Genomic DNA, 21067 nt, shown 5'->3' with positions numbered 1-21067 from the left:
GCTATTGCACCTCCCCTTGGAAGTACTGATGGTAAATGCTGTCAAGGGATACCCCTCGTAAATTAATATACTGCAAACTAAAACCATTTTCTACCAAGAATTTTGATAGTGTTTCTCTAATGTCTTTAGTGCATTGAAGTACTATTAAATCCCCCTCTTTTCTTACTGCCTGTACTTCATTAATTCCCTTGCACAAATCTAGCAATTTCTCGCCTTCAGGTTGGGCTGATATTTCAATTTCCAATGGTTTACCTTGAAGGAGTTGCTTGCCTAGTTCTTTTATTGGTCCCACAGCCATTAATTTTCCTTTCACAAATATTCCTACTTCATCGCATATTTCTTGAATCTGATGTAGGAGGTGGGAAGAAATCAGGATAGTTTTTCCATCCCTTTTAGCAAGATTTTTAATAATACCCAGCAGCTCCTGGACACCTTCCGGATCAATTGCCAGGGTAGGTTCATCCATGATGATTAGTTGGGGCTCTTTTACAAGAACATCTGCAATGCCCAGCCTTTGTTTCATTCCCCTGGAATATGCCCCTACCCTCTTGTCGGCATTTTCACTTAGACCCACCTTTGCCAGGGCTGAAGCAATTCTTTCTTCTGCCTCGGGGCTGCTAAATCCATTTAAACGAGCAGTATAACGGAGGTTTTCCCTTCCAGTCAATTCCTGATAAAAGCCCACATTATCTGGCAGATATCCCGTTAAGGATTTTACCGCTAGAGGGTTTCTGGTTACTTCATATCCTGCTACAAAAGCTTGGCCTTCTGAAGGTTCAGTTAATCCAAGGAGCATAAGAATAGTTGTAGTTTTGCCTGCACCGTTTGGCCCAAGAAGTCCAAATACCGTACCCTTTTCTACCTTCAAATTTAATGAATCCACTGCAGTAAAATCCCCATACCTTTTTGTAAGGTTAATGGTTTCAACTAACAGCTTGTTTTCTGCAGCCACCATTATCGCCTCCCGTATTTGCGGAACACATGGTACAGGCCAGCTATTACTCCAATTACAATAATTACACCTACCAATCCCCATAAAGTTGAAGTTTTAACAGTAACCCTTAAATCTGCCTGGCTTTTTACTTCTTTAGTAGATGCAGTAAGTGAAACTACATAGTCTCCGGCAATGGCTTTTGCATCGGCACTTATGGTTGCAGTGATCTGTCGGCTCTCCCCTGGCTGCAGCACTTCAATTGTGTCAGGTTCAAAGGTAACTGCCCAGTTGTTAGGCTGTTTTGAAGTAAAATTTATGTTATTCAGAGGGGCACTGCCGTTGTTTTTTACTTCTAAGTTTACCTTTGTCTCTCGGCCTGCTATTACATCTGCATTTAGTCTACCTGTACTGGTTGTAAATTCCAGGTCATAGGTTCCGCTTATGATTATCTTTAATTCTTCTGTTACCCTGCTTGTTGGGCTGGCCGCCTCAACAAGAATAGTGTACTCCCCTTCCTTGACAGTTACTGGAGGAGTGATTTTCACATCTATTCCCCTTGATTCGCCAGGTTTAACACTAATACTGGCAACCTGCTGTCTTTCATTGGCTGGGGTAAATGTTGCTTGCCAACCAGGTTCAAGCTGTATTCCAAGACTGTAAAGCTGCTCAGTACTGCTGTTATTTTTTAAATCTAATCTAAAATCAAAGGTTGCATCATTTGGGCCTTTTAATTCACTATACCTGGCAGAAAGCCTATCATCTCCCAACCTCTCATGTGAAATGCTGATATTTAAAGTTAATGTGCTTCTGCTGCCTCTTTCACTTACAGCAGCTATAGTTAAAGGATATTCACCAATTTCAACATTATCAGGTATCTTGACAATCAATTCAACATTCTCACTGCTCCCACCTTCTACCATTACCTGCTGTATATTCCTGCCGCGACCTCTTAAAGTTGTTACCCATTCTTGGGGTTTTGAGCTAACTTCCAGTTTTATTAACTCACTTCTATTGCCATAATTCTTAATCTTTACTGAGAAGGTAATATCTTCCCCTGCTGTTCCAGTGATGCTTGGGAATTGTGTCATCAATTCAATACCAGTTTGCTGAGCAATGGATTGTACAGGAAATAGCATGGTCACAATTAGAAAACAAAATAGGAAAAAGAACAAATACCTAGAAATTTTCAAGTTGGATTTTTTCATAAATAGCTCCCTCCTTAGAATTGAATTGTTAGCACTTTGCACAGGTGAGTGCTAATTATTATTATATTCGCACAATTTCTTTTTTCAACAAATAAAAAAATGCTTCTAATTGAGCCAGAACACGATTTGAGCAGAAACTGTTAAAAATTTTTTATTATTTACACATACAGGGTCTTTAGAGCGATGTAAAACAAAAATTTTTATCTGTTGCATGCACATCACGGCAGCTGCTTTAAAACTATATAGAACATAGTTCCTCAAGTTTTTCCAAACAGTGTATTTCAATTGTTCTTTTATGAAAAGTTATAATTCCTTTAACCTGCATTTTCTTCAGTTCTCTAGATAAGGTAGGTCTAGATACGTTTATATGTTCAGCTAAAGATTTTTTAGTAAACTTTAATTTGATGATATTACTTTTTTGCCTTTTCTGTTCGATCATTAGAAAATATGCTATTTTTGCAGACACAGAGTTTAGGGAAAGTATTTCAATGGTATTGTTTAGTGCCAAAACTCTACTGGAAACTGACTCCAAAAACTTGCACATGATCCTTTCATCCTTAGAGAATAGTTTCAAAAGATTACTTTTATTTATTAAGAATATATGGCTATTTTCACAAGTAGAGATAGTAGAAGGATAATAGTCAATATCAGCAAATATTGAAGCATCTGCAATAAGATCGTATTGAAATCTTCTATTAATTGTAACTGTTTTTCCACATGCAAATATTTTCTGAACATCCACACTTCCTTCCAGGATAATGCCTAGAGTATCTGCAAGGTCATGGGGAGAAAAGATTACCTCATTCCTTTTGTAAAGCCTGGTATGATAAGTAATATTACTTAATAATTGTGATATCTCATCTATAGATAAGTGCTTGAAGAGTATACAGTTATTTAGGTGTTTTATAATATAATTCATTTTCTCTAGCTCCTTTTAAAAAAGCTTCTCTAAAAAAATTAATACTAGTAAATTTAAGAAAAGTGTATCCCAGGATACTTTTTTATTTGCAATTTGATTGTATAATCTCTATATAGTATAAATGAAAATGATTATCAAAGTCAATTATAGTTTTAAAAGTATTATCTATTGAGTTATGCTTTTTAATATGGTTTATTTTGGAAGGAGGTATCTTTTTTGAACAGTTTAGGGATTGATATTGGGTATTCCTCAATAAAATTTGTACTAGTAGATGAAGATTTTAAAGTGATAGAAAGTGCCTATATTTTACACAAGGGCCAAATCAGGAAAGAACTAGGTCAATATATCAATAAAATAACAGGTAAATATGGGAATAACATAATATTTGGTGCAGCTACAGGACAAGGAAGTAAACAAATATCAGAAAATCAGGGTATTACCTGGATTAATGATGTTACTTCTTTAGTGGAAGGCACCAGGTTCTTTAACACTGATATTAATTCTGTGGTAGAGATTGGAGGACAGAGTTCAAAATATATAACCAATATGAACCAATTAGACAATTCCACCATGAAAATTTGTATCAACTCAAATTGTGCGGCTGGAACAGGATCCTTTATTGAGGAACAGGTATCAAGGATAGGTATTGAACTAGATGATTATACTGACCTTGCAGAAAAAGCTTCCCTTGTCCCCAGAATAGCGGGCAGATGCAGTGTGTTTGCTAAAACCGACATTATACACCATCAACAGGAGGGTGTAGAATTAAAGGAGATACTCCTTGGTCTTGCCTATGCATTAGCAAAAAACTACAAAGCCAATTTAGTAAAGAAAAACCCTTTAATGAAGCCGGTATTGTTTGCTGGAGGAGTTGCTTACAATAAAACAATTGTAAAAGCCTTAAAAGATATTCTAAAGCTTACTGAAAAAGAAGTTATCATTCCTCATAACTGTGGTAATATTGCTGCTCTAGGGGCAGCCATAGTAGGAATGAAAGATAGATTACCCCTTGACTTATCAAAATTAGTAAAAACAGTACAAGAGAATGAAAAAAAATTAACCTTAACAGATAATGCTGTTGTATTACCATTGTTAAATGGTCCTGGCAGAGATGACAGCTTAAATAAGCACAACTGTAAAACAAAGTTTACAACTCCAATAAGCGGATACATGGGACTGGATATAGGCTCTACCAGTACAAATGTAGTTCTCATGGATCAGGAGAATAATGTTATTGGGTTTAAGTATTTAAGGACTTTAGGGGATCCTATTGGTGCAGTAAGAAAGGGATTAGCGGAGATTAAAAAGGATATTGGACGGGATATAAAGGTTTTAGGGGTGGGTGCTACTGGCTCAGGCAGATATCTGGCAGGCAGCTTTGTAGGGGCTGATACAATTATTGACGAAATAACTGCCCAGGCAAAAGCAGCACATACCATAGATAAAGAGGTTGACACAATAATAGAAATTGGAGGTCAAGATTCTAAGTTCATAAGGCTGGAAAAGGGAGTTGTTTCGGATTTTGAAATGAATAAGATCTGTGCTGCGGGAACTGGATCATTTCTTGAAGAACAGGCAAAAAAGCTTAATATACCTATAGGTGACTTTGGAAACCTGGCCATGAAATCCAAAAACCCTATAGATTTAGGTGATAGATGCACTGTTTTTATTGAAACCAATATTGCAGCAAGTCTCAGCAGCGGAGCAAAAATTGAAGATATTGCAGCAGGCTTATCCTATTCAATTGCAAAGAACTACTTAAACAAAGTTGTAGGTAAAAAGGAAATTGGCAAAAAAGTATTTTTTCAAGGAGGGGTAGCTTACAATCAAGGGGTGGTAAATGCCTTCAGGAATATCTTAGGTAACAAGATAGAAATACCACAATTCTTTAGCGTAACAGGGGCCTATGGAGCTGCAATACTAGCCAGGGAAGAAATACAAAATAAAGCCTCAAAGTTCAAGGGCTTTGATTTAGCAGAAAGCTTTGACTATAAAAAGATTGAAAAGAGGGGGCGAAATAAAGAACATGAGAGAACAAAAGTATTTGAGGAAATTGAAAGATATTATTTAGAGGGATATGACAATAAAATCGACCCTTCTAAAAAAACTATAGGCATTCCCAGGGTGCTGTTCTTACACAGATTATTTCCCTTGTTCAACACTTATTTCAGAGAGCTGGGCTTTAATGTGATATTATCAGACAGCAGTAGTGAGAGAACGGTAGAATTAAGCCAGGAATTTTCAATGGAAGAAACCTGCTACCCTGTAAAACTGATAAACGGTCACGTGGCCCAGTTAATTGAAAAGAAAGTAGACTATATATTTTTACCTAGTCTTTATACCATGGCTCATCCAGTATCAACCACTAGACAAAACTATGGGTGTGTATACATGCAGTGTTTGCCAAAGCTCATCAATAAAACCATGGAATTAGGGACTAAAGGAGTTGAATTATTATCTCCAGAGCTTTCATTTAAGTTTGGCAAGAAATATATGATGAAAACCCTGATAAAACTGGGGAAAAAGCTGGGTAAAAATACAATCCAGACAGCCATAGCACTAGTAAAGGGAATGAAAAGACTAAAGAGTTTCAACTCAAAGGTTGAGAAGCTGGGAGAAGAAACAATAAAGGGATTAGGAAGAGATGAAAAAGCATTTGTGATCATAACAAGAGCCTATGGTATAGCTGATCCTATTTTAAATATGGGCATTCCAGAGAAGCTGGAGAACCTGGGCTATAAAGTCCTAACACTATCTAGTTTACCAGCACATGACCACGATACCTCAAAGGAGCACCCAAATATGTATTGGCCGTTTGGACAGCATATATTATCGGGGGCACAAATAGTTAAGCAGCATCCTAATTTATATGCAATATACATAACAAATCATGGCTGTGGACCGGATACTGTATTGTCCCACTATTTTAAAGAAGAAATGCAGGGCAAACCCTATTTAAGCATAGAGGTGGATGAACATTTTTCTAGTGTTGGGGTATTAACTCGGGTGGAGGCTTTTGTGAACAGCCTAAAGACAGAACGGGTTCAAAATACAGAAGCTATAACACTCAAGGAGTACTCTGATAGAGTAGTTCATAAAAATGTTAATATTAAACCAAAGTTAGATGAATTAGATAAAAATACATTACTATATCTACCTTATATTTATCCCTATTCCCATATTTTTGCTGGCTATTTAATGACAAAAGGGTATTATGCACAGGTACTGCCCATGACTACCAAGAAAACCTTGGATTTAGGACGAAAATATACCCTGTCCAAGGAATACCTTTCATTTACAGGTCTGGTAGGGGATGTGTTAAGCAAGGCGTTGGAATTAGATGAATCAGCCCCAAAATACGGATTCCTGGTGCCCACTTCGGAAGGCTCAGAGGTTGGAGGTCAATACCATAGATTACTTAGAGATAAACTGGATGGTGTAAATCAACAAAAAGCAGAAATCATAGCTCCATTTATTGAAGATATTATAAAAGATAGTACAATCTCTCAAGATATATTCTTAATCCTGCTGGCAGGAGACTTAATAAATCTTGCGGTAAAAACTAAACGAAAAAAATACTTAGAAGAAATTCATGACCTGATAACAAGGGAAGAATTGACTATTGATTACCTGAAAAATATGGCAAGAGATGTTCGCAATGACATGGAAAAAAATAAGTCCTTTAAAAGAATTTTTGCAATAGGGGAGGTAAATGTGTTGTTTAACCATTTCATGAACAACAATACCTTCAAAAACATGGAAGAACAAGGCATACAGGTGCTCTATGCTCCCCTTAGTGAGTATATGTGGTTCATATGGAGAGATTATTTAGCCCAAGCAAATAATCAAAAAGAGTCCGCAGCTTATAATGAACTAGATAAATTTTCATCCTATATTAAAACAATATCAGACATATTAGCAGGAAGCAGCGCATTTGAAAAAAATCTAGAAAACCTTGTGGAAAGGGCGGATAAATACTTAAACCTTTATGCTGGCGGCAATGGCAGATATAGATGGTCAAAAATCCTGGGTGATTTAAGTCATGTAAATGGGATCATTACAGTTGCTTCTATGTATGAAAATACTAATACCATTTTAAACATTTTATCCCAGAACGAAAGGAAGCTTTCTGCAATTCCAATATTAAATATGACATATGATGGAAATGAGAATGAAATAGATAACTCAAAAATTGATTCCTTTATCTATTATGCATTTCAAGAAAACCTTAGAAAAGAAAAAAGTGATAAAAGGGGGGCTTAATTTGAAGCTGGAAAGGATTTGTAAAAACTTCGATGAGATAAAAGTATTACACAATTTCAGTTTAAATGTTAAAGATAAAGAAATAACCTGTATTTTAGGCCCTTCTGGTTGTGGAAAATCTACTTTGCTTAACATAATTGCAGGTATAATAAAGCCCGATGAAGGTATAATTGGCGACAATAAAAAGAAAATAGGATATGTCTTTCAAGAGGATAGGCTGCTACCTTGGAAAACAGTGTATGAAAACATCAAGTTAGTAAATAAAAAGGCCTCAGATTTGAAATTGAAGAGTTTAATTGAGCTAGTAGGCCTGACTAATTTTGAAAACAAGTATCCCCATCAATTAAGTGGGGGTATGCGCCAGCGGTGTTCCATAGCAAGGGCATTTAATTTCCAGGCAGAATTGTTATTAATGGATGAACCCTTTAAATCTCTGGATTATGACCTTAGAATCAACATGGTGAAAAGCTTGATTGATATCTGGCATCAATGGAATAATTCCGTTGTTTTTGTCACCCACGAAATAGACGAGGCTGTATTGTTAGGAAATAAAATTGTTGTTCTTACTAAAAACCCATGTACTGTAAGAAACGTAATAAACATTGATATGCCGCAAAATATAAGGACCCTGGAAGATAAAGAATTAATCAGTATTAGAACCAAGCTGATCAAAATCCTTTCACAACAAAAAGATATTAAGGAAACAAGTGAATTTAAAAGTGCTTAAAATAATAATAAAATGGGAGTGTGGAGTAATGAAAAAAATAAAAAGCTTAATATTAATTGTAAGTTTAGCAGTATTAATGTTTTCTGGATGCGCATCAAAGGTAAACAATCCACCAGAAGCTTCAGAATCAAATGTAAAAGAGGCAGAAAATATAAGTCTAAAGGTAGCAGCTCCCTCAGGTGCACCGACCCTGAGCATGATAAAAATGTTTAAAGAAAATCCGTCCTTTGGGGAACATATAGAAATAAGCTATGAATCTGTTAAATCACCAGATGCCATGGCATCTAAAATTGTCTCTGGGGAAATTGATATAGCAGTTGTACCCACCAATCTAGCCGCTGCTTTGTATAATAGAGGTGTGGAGTATAAACTGGCAGCATCTGTTGTTTGGGGAGTTCTCTATGTGGTTGGGAATGAAGAAATTAATGGCTGGGAAGATTTAAAAGGCAGAGAAATCCATACTTTGGGGAGGGGCCTTACTCCAGATATAGTATTCAGGTATCTTCTAACAAGTAATGGTATAGATCCAGAAAAAGATGTTACATTAACCTATATGGGTGAAGCTACAGAGCTTGCTTCATCCTTTATAGCCGGAAAAAGTACCATATCTGTTATTCCAGAACCAGTACTTTCAAATGTAATGATGAAAAAGCAGGATACAGTTATATTGTTAGATTTACAGGAAGAATGGAGTAAATTAGATAAGGGTGATAGTTATCCCCAGGCATCGCTAATCATCAAAAATGAATTAATTGAAAATCACCCAGAGCTTGTGGAAATGTTCTTGAAGGAATATGAGAGCAGTATTGAATGGTTATCTGCAAATCCTGAAAAAGCAGGTCAATACAGTGAAGAACTTGAAACAGGATTATCTAAAGCCGCTGTAATAAATGGTCTGCAGAGATCTAACATTGAATATAGGAGCTCAAAGGAGGCCAGGGAAGCAATTGAAAACTATTTAAAAGTACTCTTTGAGTATTCACCGGAAGCAGTAGGAGGAAAGCTTCCAGATGAAGGCTTCTATTTCTAAAACTAAGGGTGAAAAAGAGCTGCTTTATACAATACTATCGGTAATAATACTATTAATACTCTGGAAGATTGCATCTATTATAGTAGATAAAGAAATTTTAATTCCCTCCCCTGAGACAACTTTAAATGAAACCATTAAAATCATTAAATCACCTGATTTTATACTAGCAGTGATAAATACGTTAAAAAGAGCCCTGACAGGATTTATCCTTGCATTAGGGGTGGGAATTAGTTTAGGAATGATGGGAGGCTTTTCAAAGTCAATCTACTATCTTCTAAGACCTCTAGTACTTATTAGTAAGGCAGTACCTACCATGGCAATGATACTCCTTGCTATTATATGGCTTGAGTCAGAAAAAGCTCCGATTTTAGTAGGTTTTGTAGTGATATTTCCAGTAATTTACGAAAACACAGTACAAGGTATAAGAAATGTGGATGTTAAATTGGTGGAAATGATGAACATCTATAATGTAAATAAAATAGACAGGTTAAAGGACCTGTACTTGCCTTCTATAAGATCTTATCTTTATGGGGGAATGTCAGCAACAATGGGTTTAAATCTCAAAATAGTTATAGCGGCAGAAGTTCTCAGCCAGCCCAGAATATCAATGGGTACAGGCTTGCTAATAGAAAAGGCCTATCTTAATACAGCCGGAGTATTTGCATGGGCTCTTATCACAATATTTCTTGCAGGATTATTAGAACAAACACTTAAAATCTTTAAAAGAAATTAGGGTCTATCAGCCATAAAATTATTAGCCATCGCAATCAAAACTCAAACCCTAAATGGAAAAGTGATCCTATTTTTAGGTGAGACGATAGATGATGGAAGATAAGAATTAATACATTCAAGCCAAAATAAACACAGTTACAGGTTAAATTGCTACAGTTCAGAGTGAAATTATCAACAAAATAGACAACTCCCACTAAACTTAAGGTGGTAGTAACAACTACAAACCTTAAGGAGGAGGGAGTTTTTTAATGATCACTTTTTTAGCCGCCATTGCAATTCTTATTCTAGGTTATGTTTTTTATGGTGCCTTTGTAGAAAGGGTATTTGGTATTGAAGAAAACCGTCCTACGCCTGCTATAGAAATGAAAGATGGTGTAGACTATGTACCTCTTTCATGGCCCCGAATATTTCTGATTCAGCTCTTAAATATTGCTGGTTTAGGGCCAATTTTTGGTGCCATTGCTGGAGCATTGTGGGGGCCGGTAGCTTTTTTGTGGATTGCACTTGGGGGGATTTTTGCTGGTGCAGTTCACGACTATTTTGCTGGAATGCTGTCTGTAAGGCATAAAGGTTATAGCCTTCCTCAGATAGTAGGAACTTACATGGGAAATGGTATGAAGTACTTTGTCAACTTGTTTACTGTTGTTTTACTAGTTTTAGTAGGAACAGTATTCATGATGGGCCCTGCAGGTCTATTAGCAAACTTGTTTGAAGGTGGTCTGTCAGCACAGCACTGGATTTACATTATTGTAGTGTATTACTTCCTGGCCACTGTCTTACCAGTAGATAAATTAATTGGACGCATTTATCCATTGTTTGGAGCAATTTTAATTATCATGGCAGTAGGAGTTATTGGTGGTATTTTCTTAAAGGGCTATCAGATTCCTGAGCTTACCCTGGCCAATTTACATCCAAGGGAATTACCAATTTGGCCGCTATTATTTATCACCATTGCTTGTGGTGCTATCAGTGGCTTCCATGCTACCCAGTCACCATTAATGGCCAGATGTTTACAAAATGAGAAGCATGGTCGACGCTCGTTCTATGGTGCTATGATTTCTGAATCTGTAATAGCCATGATCTGGGCAGCGGCAGCTATGGCCTTTTTTGGTTCTACAGAGGCATTGGCTGATGCAGGTGCACCTGCTAATGTAGTTCATACTGTTTCTATGGGTCTATTGGGTACTGTTGGTGGAACTTTGGCCGTACTAGGGGTAATAGTATTGCCTATTACTTCAGCTGATACAGCCTTTAGGGGAGCTAGATACATTTTAGCTGAATTCTTTAAACTAGATCAGGTAGAAGTTAAAAATAGATACCTATTGGCTGCTCCCCTGTTAGGGATAGGTTTTGCCTTAACCTTTATCGATTTTAATATTGTTTGGCGCTATTTTGCCTGGTCAAATCAGACGGTAGCCACAATTGTACTGTGGACAGCATCTATTTACCTGCTAAAAAATGCTCGCTTCTTCTGGGTTACTTTAATTCCGGCAACATTTATGACAGCAGTAGTTGTAACTTATATTTTTCAGGCACCGGAAGGCTTTAGCCTGCCAACCACTATTTCATACCCGGTGGGAATAGTGGCAGCTATAGTGGCATTTGCAGCCTTTATGTGGAAGTCTAAAGCTGTAATCAGCACTTCTGATTCTTCTGTAACTGTAGGAAAATAGATTAACTCCGGCTAAAAACCTTAGGGAAATGTCTCCTTCATGTAAGACATTTCCCTTTTGCATATCAGCTCTGTTTCTTGCAAACCGGAATCAGCGAAGTATTTGACACCCAATGAATCACTATTGAGTGAGGACAAGAACTTTGTTATATTTAGAGACGGAGAGGAGGTATGGAGGAGCATGTGGGAATTACTATGGGTTTTGCTGCAAAGATTTGGCTTAATCGCAACATTAGGATTTTTATTAATGAGAATTAAAGTTTTTCGAAATATTATTATTGGAGACATTTCTAAAAAGGATAAAATATTTTTGATTTTTGCCTTTGGCTTGATTGGTATAATAGGCACCTATTCTGGGGTTGAAATACAGGGGGCCATAGCAAACTCACGAGTTATCGGTCCTGTAGTAGGCGGCTTAATTGGTGGGCCGTTGGTAGGAATGGGAGCAGGGATAATAGCTGGTGGTCACCGAATGCTTTTAGGCGGATTTACCGGCTTTGCCTGTGGAGTTGCCACAATTATTGAAGGTACATTAGCCGGCTATTTTGCTCATAAATACAGCTTTAAAAAGATTAATTGGACAATTGCTTTTTTAGTGGGCTTAACTGCAGAAGCGCTACAAATGGGGATAATCCTGCTGCTGGCAAAACCCTTTGCTGATGCATTGGAGCTGGTGAAAATAATCGGTATTCCAATGACCATAACCAATGCGGTTGGAATAGCTATCTATATAACTATTATACAAAATATTAGGCAGGAGCAGGAGAGGGTAGGTGCTGTCCAAGCTCAAAAGGCCTTGGAAATTGCCAATCAAACCCTACCATTCTTAAAAAAAGGCTTAACCTATGAATCTGCTCTGGCAACTGCCAAGATTATTTATCAGGTGGCTGATATTGGAGCAGTAGCTATCACTGATGATAAGAAGGTTTTAGCTCATGTAGGCGTGGGAGAAGACCATCACAGGCCTGGGATACCCATTCAAACCAGCGCTACGAAAAAAGTAATGATGGGTGATGCTTATATTGCTAATACTCAAGCTGAAATAGGCTGTTCTCATCCCGGATGTAAGCTAAAATCCGGTATTATACTGCCTCTCAAACAAGGAGATCAGGTGGTAGGAACATTAAAGCTTTATCAGCCCAAGGAAAATGCTATTGACACCATGGAAATTAAGCTGGCAGAGGGATTGGTCCATTTGTTTTCCACCCAGCTTGAGCTGTCGGAGCTGGAACAGCGGGCTCAGCTTACAGCTAAGGCAGAAATTAGAGCACTGCAGGCTCAGATAAATCCTCATTTTCTTTTTAATGCACTGAATACAATAAACTCATGCTGTAGGACAGATCCTGATTTGGCTAGGAAGCTTTTAGTTAAGCTGGCAGACTATTTTAGAAAAAATCTCAATCATGCTGACGAGCTGGTTAGTTTAGCCTTGGAGATAGAGCATATCAAGTCATACCTGGCTATTGAGCAGGTGAGATATGGTGATAAAATAAAGGTAAACTTTAAAGTGAAGGAAGGGTTGCTAGATACCAAGCTGCCCCCGCTAACCTTACAACCTCTAGTAGAAAATGCAATTAAGCACGGCTTGCTGCTCAAGAAACAAGGTGGACAAATAGACATTATTGTAACAAGTCATGAAGGGCAGGTAGAGGTGGCTGTTAATGATAATGGTGTAGGTATAGAGAAAGAAAAGCTTGAATTATTGCTGGAAGGAAAACCCTGTCAGTCCACTGGCTTAGGTATAGCTTTACAAAATGTCCACTACAGGCTCTCAAATATTTATGGAAAAGAATATGGTTTGAAGATTAGCAGCATATTAGGTGAAGGAACATCTGTTAAAGTCAAATTACCTGAAGAGGGAGTGGCATAAACTATGACTAAGCTGCCTATTTCAGTAATAATTGTAGATGATGAGAAGCCGGCTAGAGATGAACTAAAATTTATTATTGACAAAGATAGTCATTATAAAGTAGTGGGAGAAGCTGACTGCGGATGGGATGCCATTAAGTTAGTAGAAGAATTAAAGCCAGATGTAGTCTTTTTAGATATAGAAATGCACGACATTAATGGTTTGGAAGTGGCAAGAAAAATCTATAAAGCAGAGTATTCGCCTGCCATTGTTTTTGCTACAGCCTATAACCAGCATGCCATTAGTGCATTTGAGGTTCGGGCAATTGACTATATCCTTAAGCCTTTTGATGATGAACGGATCATGGAAACTCTGGTTCGAATAAAATCTACAATATTAAAGTCTGAAGCTGCTTCAGAACTTGTAGAAAAGATTACCAGCATGCTGATGGATCCATCACAGAAAACTACAATACAAACCAAGGAAGAACAATCAGTAGTAAAAGTGCCTGTAGAGAATAATGGAAGGTTGCTCTTATTAGACCCAAAAGACATTATTTTCGCGGCTACGGGAAATGACAAGGAGATAAATATTTATACTCGTTTAGAAATATATCATGCAAAAATGAATCTAAACACCTTGGAAAAAAAGCTGGAAAAAACCAAGCTGAAGTTTTTTAGAGTACACAGGAGCTTTCTTGTAAACTTGGATGAAGTAAAGGAATTAGTTTCCTGGTTTAAGGGAAACTACCTTCTGGTAATGAGTGATAAGAATAAAACGGAAATACCTGTCAGCCGCAATTTAAGTAAAGAACTAAAGGAACGACTGGGACTAAATTAAAACAATACCATTTATTGTAAAAATATTAAAAAAGTGAATTTTTGTTAATAATCAAGATATATGATAGTATATATTAAAGGAAAATTAGGAACCTTCTAGAATGAACTTAGAAAGTTAGTAAGTTAAAGGAGTGAGAAAATGTCTAGAAAGATTTTTTTGGTGATGGGGATACTTGCTTTTGGATGGGTAATAATTAGTTCAATTTCACATGTTGAAAGAGATTTAGCAGAAATTACTGATGATTTATATAAGAACACCTACATTTTGGTTATGCCAGAAGATATAAATAGAATAATGCCCAGCAATAATTCTGGGGATCATGGCCCTATCCTGTTACCGCCACATGATCCACAGCAGCCTATAAATATATTACAATTGAAATAGTCGGAGCCACCTTCCCAAAGGGCTGGTGGCTCCTTTACCTTTTAAGACTAGCTTTACTATTATTATAGATCTTGAATCCATACTTGATTTTATTTAAAATTCTCTACTAAATAAAATTACTATACTAAGCTGTTATTACCCTGAATCTTAAAAGCACTACTTCTAGAAAGGGCAGGGCAAAATCCTCGTCTTCTTCTGTCCCCTGTAATTACTGGAATGCCCAATTCACACATTCCATCCTTTCTATATACACATAGGCAGTCGCATATCATATCCTGCATGGAAGAAACCCCCTTGTTAGCTAAAAAATTATATATCTATGTTTCTTAGTATATCCAAAGTATAAAGATACAATAATAATTATATAAGCAAAATAAATATCAGTTTTTTGAACAAAAACTGTACAATAACTTGACACTTTTCCCTGTGCCTGTTAAAATTACAATAACGTTAAAAAACTATATTGAAGTAAAGGTCATGAAAGGGAATAGTAAGAAAGAGAGCTTGTCAGAGAGCAATACCCCTGGCTGGAAGGTATTGTCAAGTAATGTTTCTGAAACCCGCCCTGGAGCCGCTGGTGATAAACCAGTTACGGAGCCCCACCGTTATCAGAGGGGAGGGTATAACCTGTAAAGCAGGCGTACCTGACTGAGTGGATGCTGTTTATTCAGCATCAATTAAGGTGGTAACACGGAAATCTTTAAGCTTTTCGTCCTTTGTGGATGGAGAGCTTTTTTATATTTAAAAAGAATCATGTTATAGGTAAAATCTGGAAAGATTTAAAGTGCGAAAAATATATTACAAAAAATTTATGACAAAAAACAGGGAGGATATTAAAATGGATATGTTCGGTAAAATAGCCTTTATAGGTGCAGGAAATATGGCAGAAGCAATGATCAAGGGTTTGCTAAGCAGTGGTTTTGCTGATGCTGGTAATATCTATGTAACTAATAAAAGTGACAGGGATAAGCTAGCAGGCTTAAAAACCCGCTGGGGAGTTAAAACCAGCCATGATAAAGCCCATGTATTGGAAGATGCTCGTATTGTTATTCTAGGGGTAAAGCCACAGGACATGGAGTGTGCACTAAATGAGATGAAGGGGTTATTGACCCAGGAGCAGTTAATCATATCTACTGCAGCTGGTTTGTCCCTTGATTGGTTTGAAAAGAGGCTGGATAAAGACTATTGTTTAGTAAGGACCATGACCAATTTACCCTGCCAGGTCAAAGCAGGTGCTACTGCTGTTACCATGGGTAAGAATACCAAGGATAGCCAGAGATTTATAGTTGATGCCTTATTTAGCTCGTTGGGTATTGTTATGCATGTTAAAGAGGATATGATAGATACCATTACGGGTCTTAGTGGAAGTGGTCCTGCCTATGTGTATCTAATGATAGCTGCAATGGCAGAAGCAGGAGAACAAAATGGGTTGGCAAAAGAGGTTGCCTTTCAGCTTGCAGTACAGACAGTTTTTGGTGCAGCAAAGCTTGTAAAGGAATCAGGGATAGATAGTAAAAAGCTTGTACAGTTAACAAGCTCTAAAGGAGGTACCACTTTAGCCGGGTTAAAAGAGCTTGAAAATGGGGGTTTTACAAGGATAATTGGCTCAGCAGTAAAGATGGCTGCCCAAAGATCCAGGGAATTAAGTGTAAGCTACTAATAATTATAATTATTTGATATAATAATTCGGGGAATTATATTAACACAGATTAAATCTATACTCTCTATTAGAGAGTAACTAGAGAATAAAAAATCTGTGTTATTTTAATGTTTATAGTTGAAAAAAAGTTGTTGAATTATTATGCGCTTGTGTGTATAATTATAACCATAATTCTAATAATGAAACTGAAAACAATTAAAACCTGAGTTTTAATTGTTATTTTCTTTAGGGGGCTTTAAAAAATGAAAGTAGGAATTGTGGGTGCAAGTGGATTTACCGGTTTGGAATTGGTGCGGATCTTGCTAAGGCATCCCCATGTAGAGTTGGAATTACTAACCTCTGAAACCTTTGTAGGACAAAAACTAAATGAAATTTACCCCAGCCTGGGCTGGGATTTTAATATGAAGCTCGAGGAGTTCCATATTGATAATGCACTAGAACGATGTGATGTTTTATTTCTGGCCCTTCCCCATGGTTACTCTTCAGGTGCGGCTTTAAAGGGTTATGAGAAGGAAAAGCTAATAATAGATCTGGGAGCAGACTTTAGGTTAAAAGAGATAGAGAATTATACTTCCTGGTATGAGACAGAGCATAAGGCGCCTCATTTATTAAAGGAAGCTGTTTATGGACTTCCTGAAATATATAAAGAAGAGATAAAAGGTGCCAGGATTATTGCCAATCCAGGCTGCTATCCAACAAGTGCTATTCTTGCCCTGGCCCCACTGTTTTTTAATGGACTTGTTGAGCTCAAGGGAATAATAGTTGACTCCAAGTCTGGAGTATCTGGCGCTGGAAGAAAAGCAAACGCTATAACACATTTTAACAGCGTCTGTGATAACATCAATCCCTATGGAGTTGCCGAGCACAGACATACTCCGGAGATTGAGCAGGAGCTGTCCCTCGTTGCAGGAAATCAGGTTACTATAACCTTTACACCTCAACTAGCTCCAATTAACAGGGGAATACTAAGTACATGCTATGCTACTATAATAAAGGATATTAGTGAGGGCGAAATACGACAGCTGTACAATGAATTCTACCAGGATAAGCCCTTTGTGGGAATACTGCCAGAGGGAACATGGCCTCACACAAAATGGGTGTCAGGCAGTAATAACTGCCTAATAAATTTTAAAGTGGATGCTAGAAACAATAGGATTGTTGTGGCTTCAGTAATAGATAACCTGATCAAGGGCGCCTCGGGCCAGGCTGTACAGAACATGAACATAGCCCTGGGAATAGATGAAGCCACATCACTCCAGAATCTAACCATTTACCCCTAAAATAAAACCAACCAGGGGGACGGTTCTAGTGGCTAATTTTATAGGTCTTGCTCCCCAAACACTTTTAAATAGCTTGGCAATACACAAATAAAGGAGGATTTTAATAGTGATAGATTATAAATTTATTGACAACGGCATGTCAACTGTTCAAGGAATAAAATCAACAGGAATTCATGCTGGACTAAAGAAGATTAAAAAGGACTTTGCAATAATTTATTCTGAAGTCAAAGCTGCTGCTGCCGGGGTATTTACACAAAATGCAGTTAAGGCAGCCCCGGTATTAATTACCAAAGAAAATATAGAAGCTTCCAATGGCTTTTCCAGGGCTATTGTAGTAAATAGTGGGAATGCAAATGCATGTACTGGAGAATTGGGTCTTGAGAATGCCAGAAAAATGGCCAGGATAGCGGCAGCTGAATTACATATTGAGTCACGAGAGGTTCTAGTATCGTCTACCGGTGTAATAGGCGTTCAGCTGCCCATGGATATAGTATCACAGGGAATCAAGCAGGCATGTGCTGCTGTCTTAAACAGCAATAGTTCAAGTGATGCAGCTGAAGCAATAATGACTACCGATACCTTCCCAAAAGAGGCAGCAGTTGAGGTGGAAATAGACGGAAAAATTGTAAGATTAGGTGGCATGGCCAAGGGTTCAGGTATGATTCATCCCAATATGGCCACAATGCTGTCATTTATTGCCACAGATGCAGCAATCAATCCCAATGTGCTTCAGGAGGCCCTATCAGAAGTAGTTGATGAAACCTACAACATGATATCTGTAGATGGTGACACAAGCACCAATGACATGGTGCTAATATTGGCAAATGGCCTTGCGGGAAACAGTCCCATTATCCAAAAGAATGGGGATTATCATGTATTTAAGAAGGCACTATCAGCCCTTTGCTTCAAATTATCTGAACTAATTGTGAGAGATGGGGAAGGTGCAACTAAATTTATTACTGTAAAGGTCTTGAATGCCCCATCAATAGAAGATGCAAGAAAGGCAGCTCGAAGTGTCACAACCTCGGCACTGGTAAAAACAGCAATCTTTGGCGAGGATGCAAATTGGGGCAGGGTGATCATGGCAGTGGGAAATTCCGGAGCTAATTTTAACCCTGACATAGTAGACATGTACATTGAATCAAATGCTGGTAAAGAGCAAATGATGAAAAACGGCATGGGCCTTGCTTTTAGTGAGGAAAATGCCAGGAAGATCCTGGGTCAAAGGGATATAAGCCTGATAGTTAATATGAATATGGGATCATCTGAGGCTACTGCCTGGACTTGTGATTTTTCTTATGATTATGTGAAAATAAATGCTGATTATCGTTCATGAAAGGATGTTAAAATAAATGGATATTACACCCTTACAAAGAGCCAATGTGTTAGTTGAGGCCTTACCATATATCAAGGAGTTTTATGGGAAAACAATAGTAATAAAATTTGGCGGTCACGCCATGGTGAATGAGGAATTAAAGCAAGCTGTGGCAAAGGACTGCGTACTAATGAAATATGTAGGAATGAATCCGGTGATAGTCCATGGAGGCGGACCAGAGATAAGCAGCCTCCTTAATAAGCTTGGCAAAAAATCCACCTTCGTAAATGGACTCAGGATAACTGATGCTGAGACCATGGAAGTTGTGGAAATGGTTCTGGTGGGCAAGGTGAATAAATCAGTTGTAAGCTCTATCACACGCAGCGGAGGTAAGGCTTTAGGATTTAGTGGAAAGGACGGCCAACTGATAGAGGCGGTTCCCCATATGGTTACTTCAAAAAATAGCAAGGGAGAAACCATAACCCACGACCTGGGTTTTGTTGGGGAGGTAAAAAAGATAAATCCTGATATAATAAAATCAGTTATTGAGCAGAGCTATATACCTGTTGTTGCTCCCATAGGAGTGGATGATAATGGCCAGAGCTACAATATTAATGCTGATTATGTAGCTGGAGAAATGGCTAAAGCCCTGGGAGCAGATAAAATGATATTATTAACTGATGTAAAGGGCATCTTGAAGGATAGAAATGATGAAAATTCTTTAATTTCTGTGCTAAAGGTTGGAGAAGTGCCTAATCTCATTGAAAAGGGAGTTATTTCAGAGGGGATGATCCCAAAAATTCAGTGCTGCATCCAGGCACTTAAAGGCGGCGTAAAAAAGACACATATTATAGATGGAAGGATTCCCCACTCGCCCCTGCTGGAGGTCTTTACAAATCAGGGTGTGGGCACCATGGTAGAATTATAGGCTATTAAAGCTTATAATAATTAATATACTAACCCAGAGCTTAATAAAAAAGTTATAATGGCCTAGCCTTGAATTAAATGAAAAGCTATGAAAGATCATGAAGGACAATGAATAGCAAATTGAGGTGGAAGAATGAATAATAATGAAATTTTAGAACTGGGCAAAAAATATGTGATGAATACTTATGGTAGATTTCCAATTGCTCTCGTAAAGGGAGAAGGCAGCAAGGTGTGGGATGCTGACGGAAAGGAATATATAGATTTCGTTGGGGGATTGGCTGTTACCTCCCTGGGACATTGTCATCCTGAGGTAACTGAAGCAATGCACAAGCAGGCCCAGGAATTAGTACACACTTCTAACCTTTACTGGATTAAACCCCAGGTTGAGCTTGCAAAAATCCTTGTGGAAAACAGCGTTTTTGATAAGGTATTCTTTGCTAATAGTGGAGCAGAAGCAAATGAAGGAGCAATAAAACTTGCACGAAAGTACTCCAACCACAAGTATTGTTCAGACAGGTATGAAATAATTACCATGAAAAATTCCTTCCATGGAAGGACAATGGCAACTCTTACAGCTACAGGACAGGATAAGGTGCAAAAGGGCTTTGCTCCCTTACTGGAGGGCTTTAGATATGTACCCTTTAATGATATAAAAGCTTTAGAGGAGGCCCTGACGGAAAAGACATGTGCTGTCATACTTGAGCCGGTACAGGGAGAAGGTGGAGTACATGCTGCCCACAGTAAATATCTCCAAGAAGTTGAGCAGCTTTGTACAGAAAGGGACCTGCTGTTAATTCTTGATGAAGTGCAGTGCGGTATGGGTCGGACCGGAAAGCTATTTGCTTATGAGCATTATGGGATAAAACCTCATATCATGACCCTGGCCAAAGCCCTGGGAAATGGTACAGCCATAGGCGCCATGCTGGCTGTTGAAGAGGTGGCTCAAGCTTTTGGGCCTGGGGATCATGCTTCAACCTTTGGGGGAAACTTTCTAGCATGTTCAGCAGGTAAAGCCGTACTAGAGATCATGCTTAAGGAAAATATTTTTGAAAAGGTTGAAGCCATGGGTAATTACATAATGGATAAGCTCAATGAACTGAAAAAAGAATATTCGGCAATCAAAGAAGTGCGGGGTCTAGGGCTGCTGGTTGGTGTGGAAGTAAAGGGAGAAAGCCTGCCCATAGTCAAGAAGGCAATGGAAAAGGGTTTGCTTTTAAGTGCTGCCGGGGGAAGTGTTGTAAGATTCCTTCCTGCACTGACTGTGGATAGGCAGACTGTTGATGAGGGCTTGGAAATCTTTAAAAGCATCATTTCAGAAGTTGAATAATTT

17 protein-coding genes and 1 other annotated feature are annotated in these 21067 nt (G+C 38.0%); of the genes, 13 read left to right on the top strand and 4 right to left on the bottom strand.

Annotated elements, in window-relative coordinates; translation table 11 throughout:
* Position 1 precedes the first annotated feature (1 nt).
* The 3 genes from K364_RS0105000 to K364_RS0104990 all read right to left on the bottom strand — a co-directional run bounded on the left by K364_RS0105000 (position 2) and on the right by K364_RS0104990 (position 3058).
* On the bottom strand, positions 2–955 hold the full coding sequence (locus tag K364_RS0105000) for an ABC transporter ATP-binding protein (RefSeq protein WP_035268098.1): 954 nt from the start codon (positions 953–955) through the stop codon (positions 2–4).
* Positions 955–2139, bottom strand: a complete 1185-nt coding sequence (locus K364_RS0104995; protein WP_051533812.1) for a COG1470 family protein — start codon at positions 2137–2139, stop codon at positions 955–957. Before K364_RS0104995 ends, K364_RS0105000 begins: the two co-directional genes overlap by 1 nt.
* Positions 2140–2377: 238 nt before the next feature.
* Entirely contained in the window at positions 2378–3058 is a 681-nt protein-coding gene (locus tag K364_RS0104990) for a Crp/Fnr family transcriptional regulator (RefSeq protein ID WP_028307104.1), read from the bottom strand.
* A gap of 216 nt (positions 3059–3274) precedes the next feature.
* Here K364_RS0104990 and K364_RS0104985 point away from each other — a divergent pair, with 216 nt between their 5' ends.
* The 8 genes from K364_RS0104985 (at position 3275) to K364_RS0104950 (ending at position 14555) form a co-directional block, all read left to right on the top strand.
* Positions 3275–7321: an acyl-CoA dehydratase activase gene (locus K364_RS0104985; protein WP_028307103.1), complete on the top strand. Its 4047-nt coding sequence runs from the start codon at positions 3275–3277 to the stop codon at positions 7319–7321.
* A 1-nt stretch (position 7322) separates the two neighbouring features.
* On the top strand, positions 7323–8048 hold the full coding sequence (locus tag K364_RS0104980; protein WP_242841657.1) for an ABC transporter ATP-binding protein: 726 nt from the start codon (positions 7323–7325) through the stop codon (positions 8046–8048).
* 28 nt (positions 8049–8076) lie between these two features.
* Entirely contained in the window at positions 8077–9078 is a 1002-nt protein-coding gene (locus tag K364_RS0104975; protein ID WP_028307101.1) for an ABC transporter substrate-binding protein, read from the top strand.
* Positions 9059–9811, top strand: coding sequence for an ABC transporter permease (locus K364_RS0104970; protein ID WP_028307100.1), 753 nt, complete (start codon positions 9059–9061; stop codon positions 9809–9811). Before K364_RS0104975 ends, K364_RS0104970 begins: the two co-directional genes overlap by 20 nt.
* A gap of 247 nt (positions 9812–10058) precedes the next feature.
* Positions 10059–11483, top strand: coding sequence for a carbon starvation CstA family protein (locus K364_RS0104965; protein WP_028307099.1), 1425 nt, complete (start codon positions 10059–10061; stop codon positions 11481–11483).
* A 180-nt stretch (positions 11484–11663) separates the two neighbouring features.
* The gene (locus K364_RS0104960; RefSeq protein ID WP_028307098.1) at positions 11664–13352 is read left to right on the top strand and encodes a sensor histidine kinase; all 1689 of its coding nucleotides are present in this window, start codon (positions 11664–11666) and stop codon (positions 13350–13352) included.
* A gap of 3 nt (positions 13353–13355) precedes the next feature.
* Positions 13356–14171, top strand: coding sequence for a LytR/AlgR family response regulator transcription factor (locus tag K364_RS0104955; RefSeq protein WP_035268096.1), 816 nt, complete (start codon positions 13356–13358; stop codon positions 14169–14171).
* Positions 14172–14309: 138 nt separating this feature from the next.
* Positions 14310–14555 (top strand): hypothetical protein, encoded by a 246-nt coding sequence (locus K364_RS0104950; RefSeq protein ID WP_028307096.1) that lies wholly within the window; start codon positions 14310–14312, stop codon positions 14553–14555.
* Between the two features lie 119 nt (positions 14556–14674).
* On the opposite strand, the gene K364_RS26585 is transcribed toward K364_RS0104950, so the two are convergent.
* Positions 14675–14836 (bottom strand): hypothetical protein, encoded by a 162-nt coding sequence (locus K364_RS26585; RefSeq protein WP_156946402.1) that lies wholly within the window; start codon positions 14834–14836, stop codon positions 14675–14677.
* Positions 14837–15023: 187 nt separating this feature from the next.
* Positions 15024–15275 (top strand) — a binding site (T-box leader).
* Between the two features lie 118 nt (positions 15276–15393).
* On the opposite strand from K364_RS26585, the gene proC reads away from it, so the two are divergent.
* From proC to K364_RS0104920, 5 genes are all read left to right on the top strand, one after another.
* The gene (proC, locus tag K364_RS0104940; protein WP_028307095.1) at positions 15394–16215 is read left to right on the top strand and encodes a pyrroline-5-carboxylate reductase; all 822 of its coding nucleotides are present in this window, start codon (positions 15394–15396) and stop codon (positions 16213–16215) included.
* Positions 16216–16457: 242 nt separating this feature from the next.
* Positions 16458–17495 carry an N-acetyl-gamma-glutamyl-phosphate reductase gene (gene argC, locus K364_RS0104935; RefSeq protein WP_028307094.1) on the top strand — a complete coding sequence of 346 codons (1038 nt, stop codon included), beginning with the start codon at positions 16458–16460 and terminating at the stop codon, positions 17493–17495.
* Positions 17496–17601: 106 nt separating this feature from the next.
* Positions 17602–18831 (top strand): bifunctional glutamate N-acetyltransferase/amino-acid acetyltransferase ArgJ, encoded by a 1230-nt coding sequence (gene argJ / locus K364_RS0104930; protein ID WP_028307093.1) that lies wholly within the window; start codon positions 17602–17604, stop codon positions 18829–18831.
* Positions 18832–18847: 16 nt separating this feature from the next.
* Positions 18848–19738, top strand: coding sequence for an acetylglutamate kinase (gene argB / locus K364_RS0104925; RefSeq protein ID WP_028307092.1), 891 nt, complete (start codon positions 18848–18850; stop codon positions 19736–19738).
* A gap of 132 nt (positions 19739–19870) precedes the next feature.
* Positions 19871–21064: an aspartate aminotransferase family protein gene (locus K364_RS0104920; protein WP_028307091.1), complete on the top strand. Its 1194-nt coding sequence runs from the start codon at positions 19871–19873 to the stop codon at positions 21062–21064.
* Positions 21065–21067 lie beyond the last annotated feature (3 nt).

This window comes from Desulfitibacter alkalitolerans DSM 16504 (genome assembly GCF_000620305.1).
Classification (GTDB): domain Bacteria; phylum Bacillota; class DSM-16504; order Desulfitibacterales; family Desulfitibacteraceae; genus Desulfitibacter; species Desulfitibacter alkalitolerans.
This window is presented reverse-complemented; position numbering and strand designations above follow the sequence as displayed.

Coding starts and splice junctions, on each gene's coding strand:
- K364_RS0105000 (WP_035268098.1), bottom strand. CDS start 955: ATGGTGGCTGCAGAAAACAAGCTGTTAGTTGAAACCATTAACCTTACA.
- K364_RS0104995 (WP_051533812.1), bottom strand. CDS start 2,139: ATGAAAAAATCCAACTTGAAAATTTCTAGGTATTTGTTCTTTTTCCTA.
- K364_RS0104990 (WP_028307104.1), bottom strand. CDS start 3,058: ATGAATTATATTATAAAACACCTAAATAACTGTATACTCTTCAAGCAC.
- K364_RS0104975 (WP_028307101.1), top strand. CDS start 8,077: ATGAAAAAAATAAAAAGCTTAATATTAATTGTAAGTTTAGCAGTATTA.
- K364_RS0104970 (WP_028307100.1), top strand. CDS start 9,059: ATGAAGGCTTCTATTTCTAAAACTAAGGGTGAAAAAGAGCTGCTTTAT.
- K364_RS0104965 (WP_028307099.1), top strand. CDS start 10,059: ATGATCACTTTTTTAGCCGCCATTGCAATTCTTATTCTAGGTTATGTT.
- K364_RS0104960 (WP_028307098.1), top strand. CDS start 11,664: ATGTGGGAATTACTATGGGTTTTGCTGCAAAGATTTGGCTTAATCGCA.
- K364_RS0104955 (WP_035268096.1), top strand. CDS start 13,356: ATGACTAAGCTGCCTATTTCAGTAATAATTGTAGATGATGAGAAGCCG.
- K364_RS0104950 (WP_028307096.1), top strand. CDS start 14,310: ATGTCTAGAAAGATTTTTTTGGTGATGGGGATACTTGCTTTTGGATGG.
- K364_RS26585 (WP_156946402.1), bottom strand. CDS start 14,836: ATGCAGGATATGATATGCGACTGCCTATGTGTATATAGAAAGGATGGA.
- proC (WP_028307095.1), top strand. CDS start 15,394: ATGGATATGTTCGGTAAAATAGCCTTTATAGGTGCAGGAAATATGGCA.
- argC (WP_028307094.1), top strand. CDS start 16,458: ATGAAAGTAGGAATTGTGGGTGCAAGTGGATTTACCGGTTTGGAATTG.
- argB (WP_028307092.1), top strand. CDS start 18,848: ATGGATATTACACCCTTACAAAGAGCCAATGTGTTAGTTGAGGCCTTA.
- K364_RS0104920 (WP_028307091.1), top strand. CDS start 19,871: ATGAATAATAATGAAATTTTAGAACTGGGCAAAAAATATGTGATGAAT.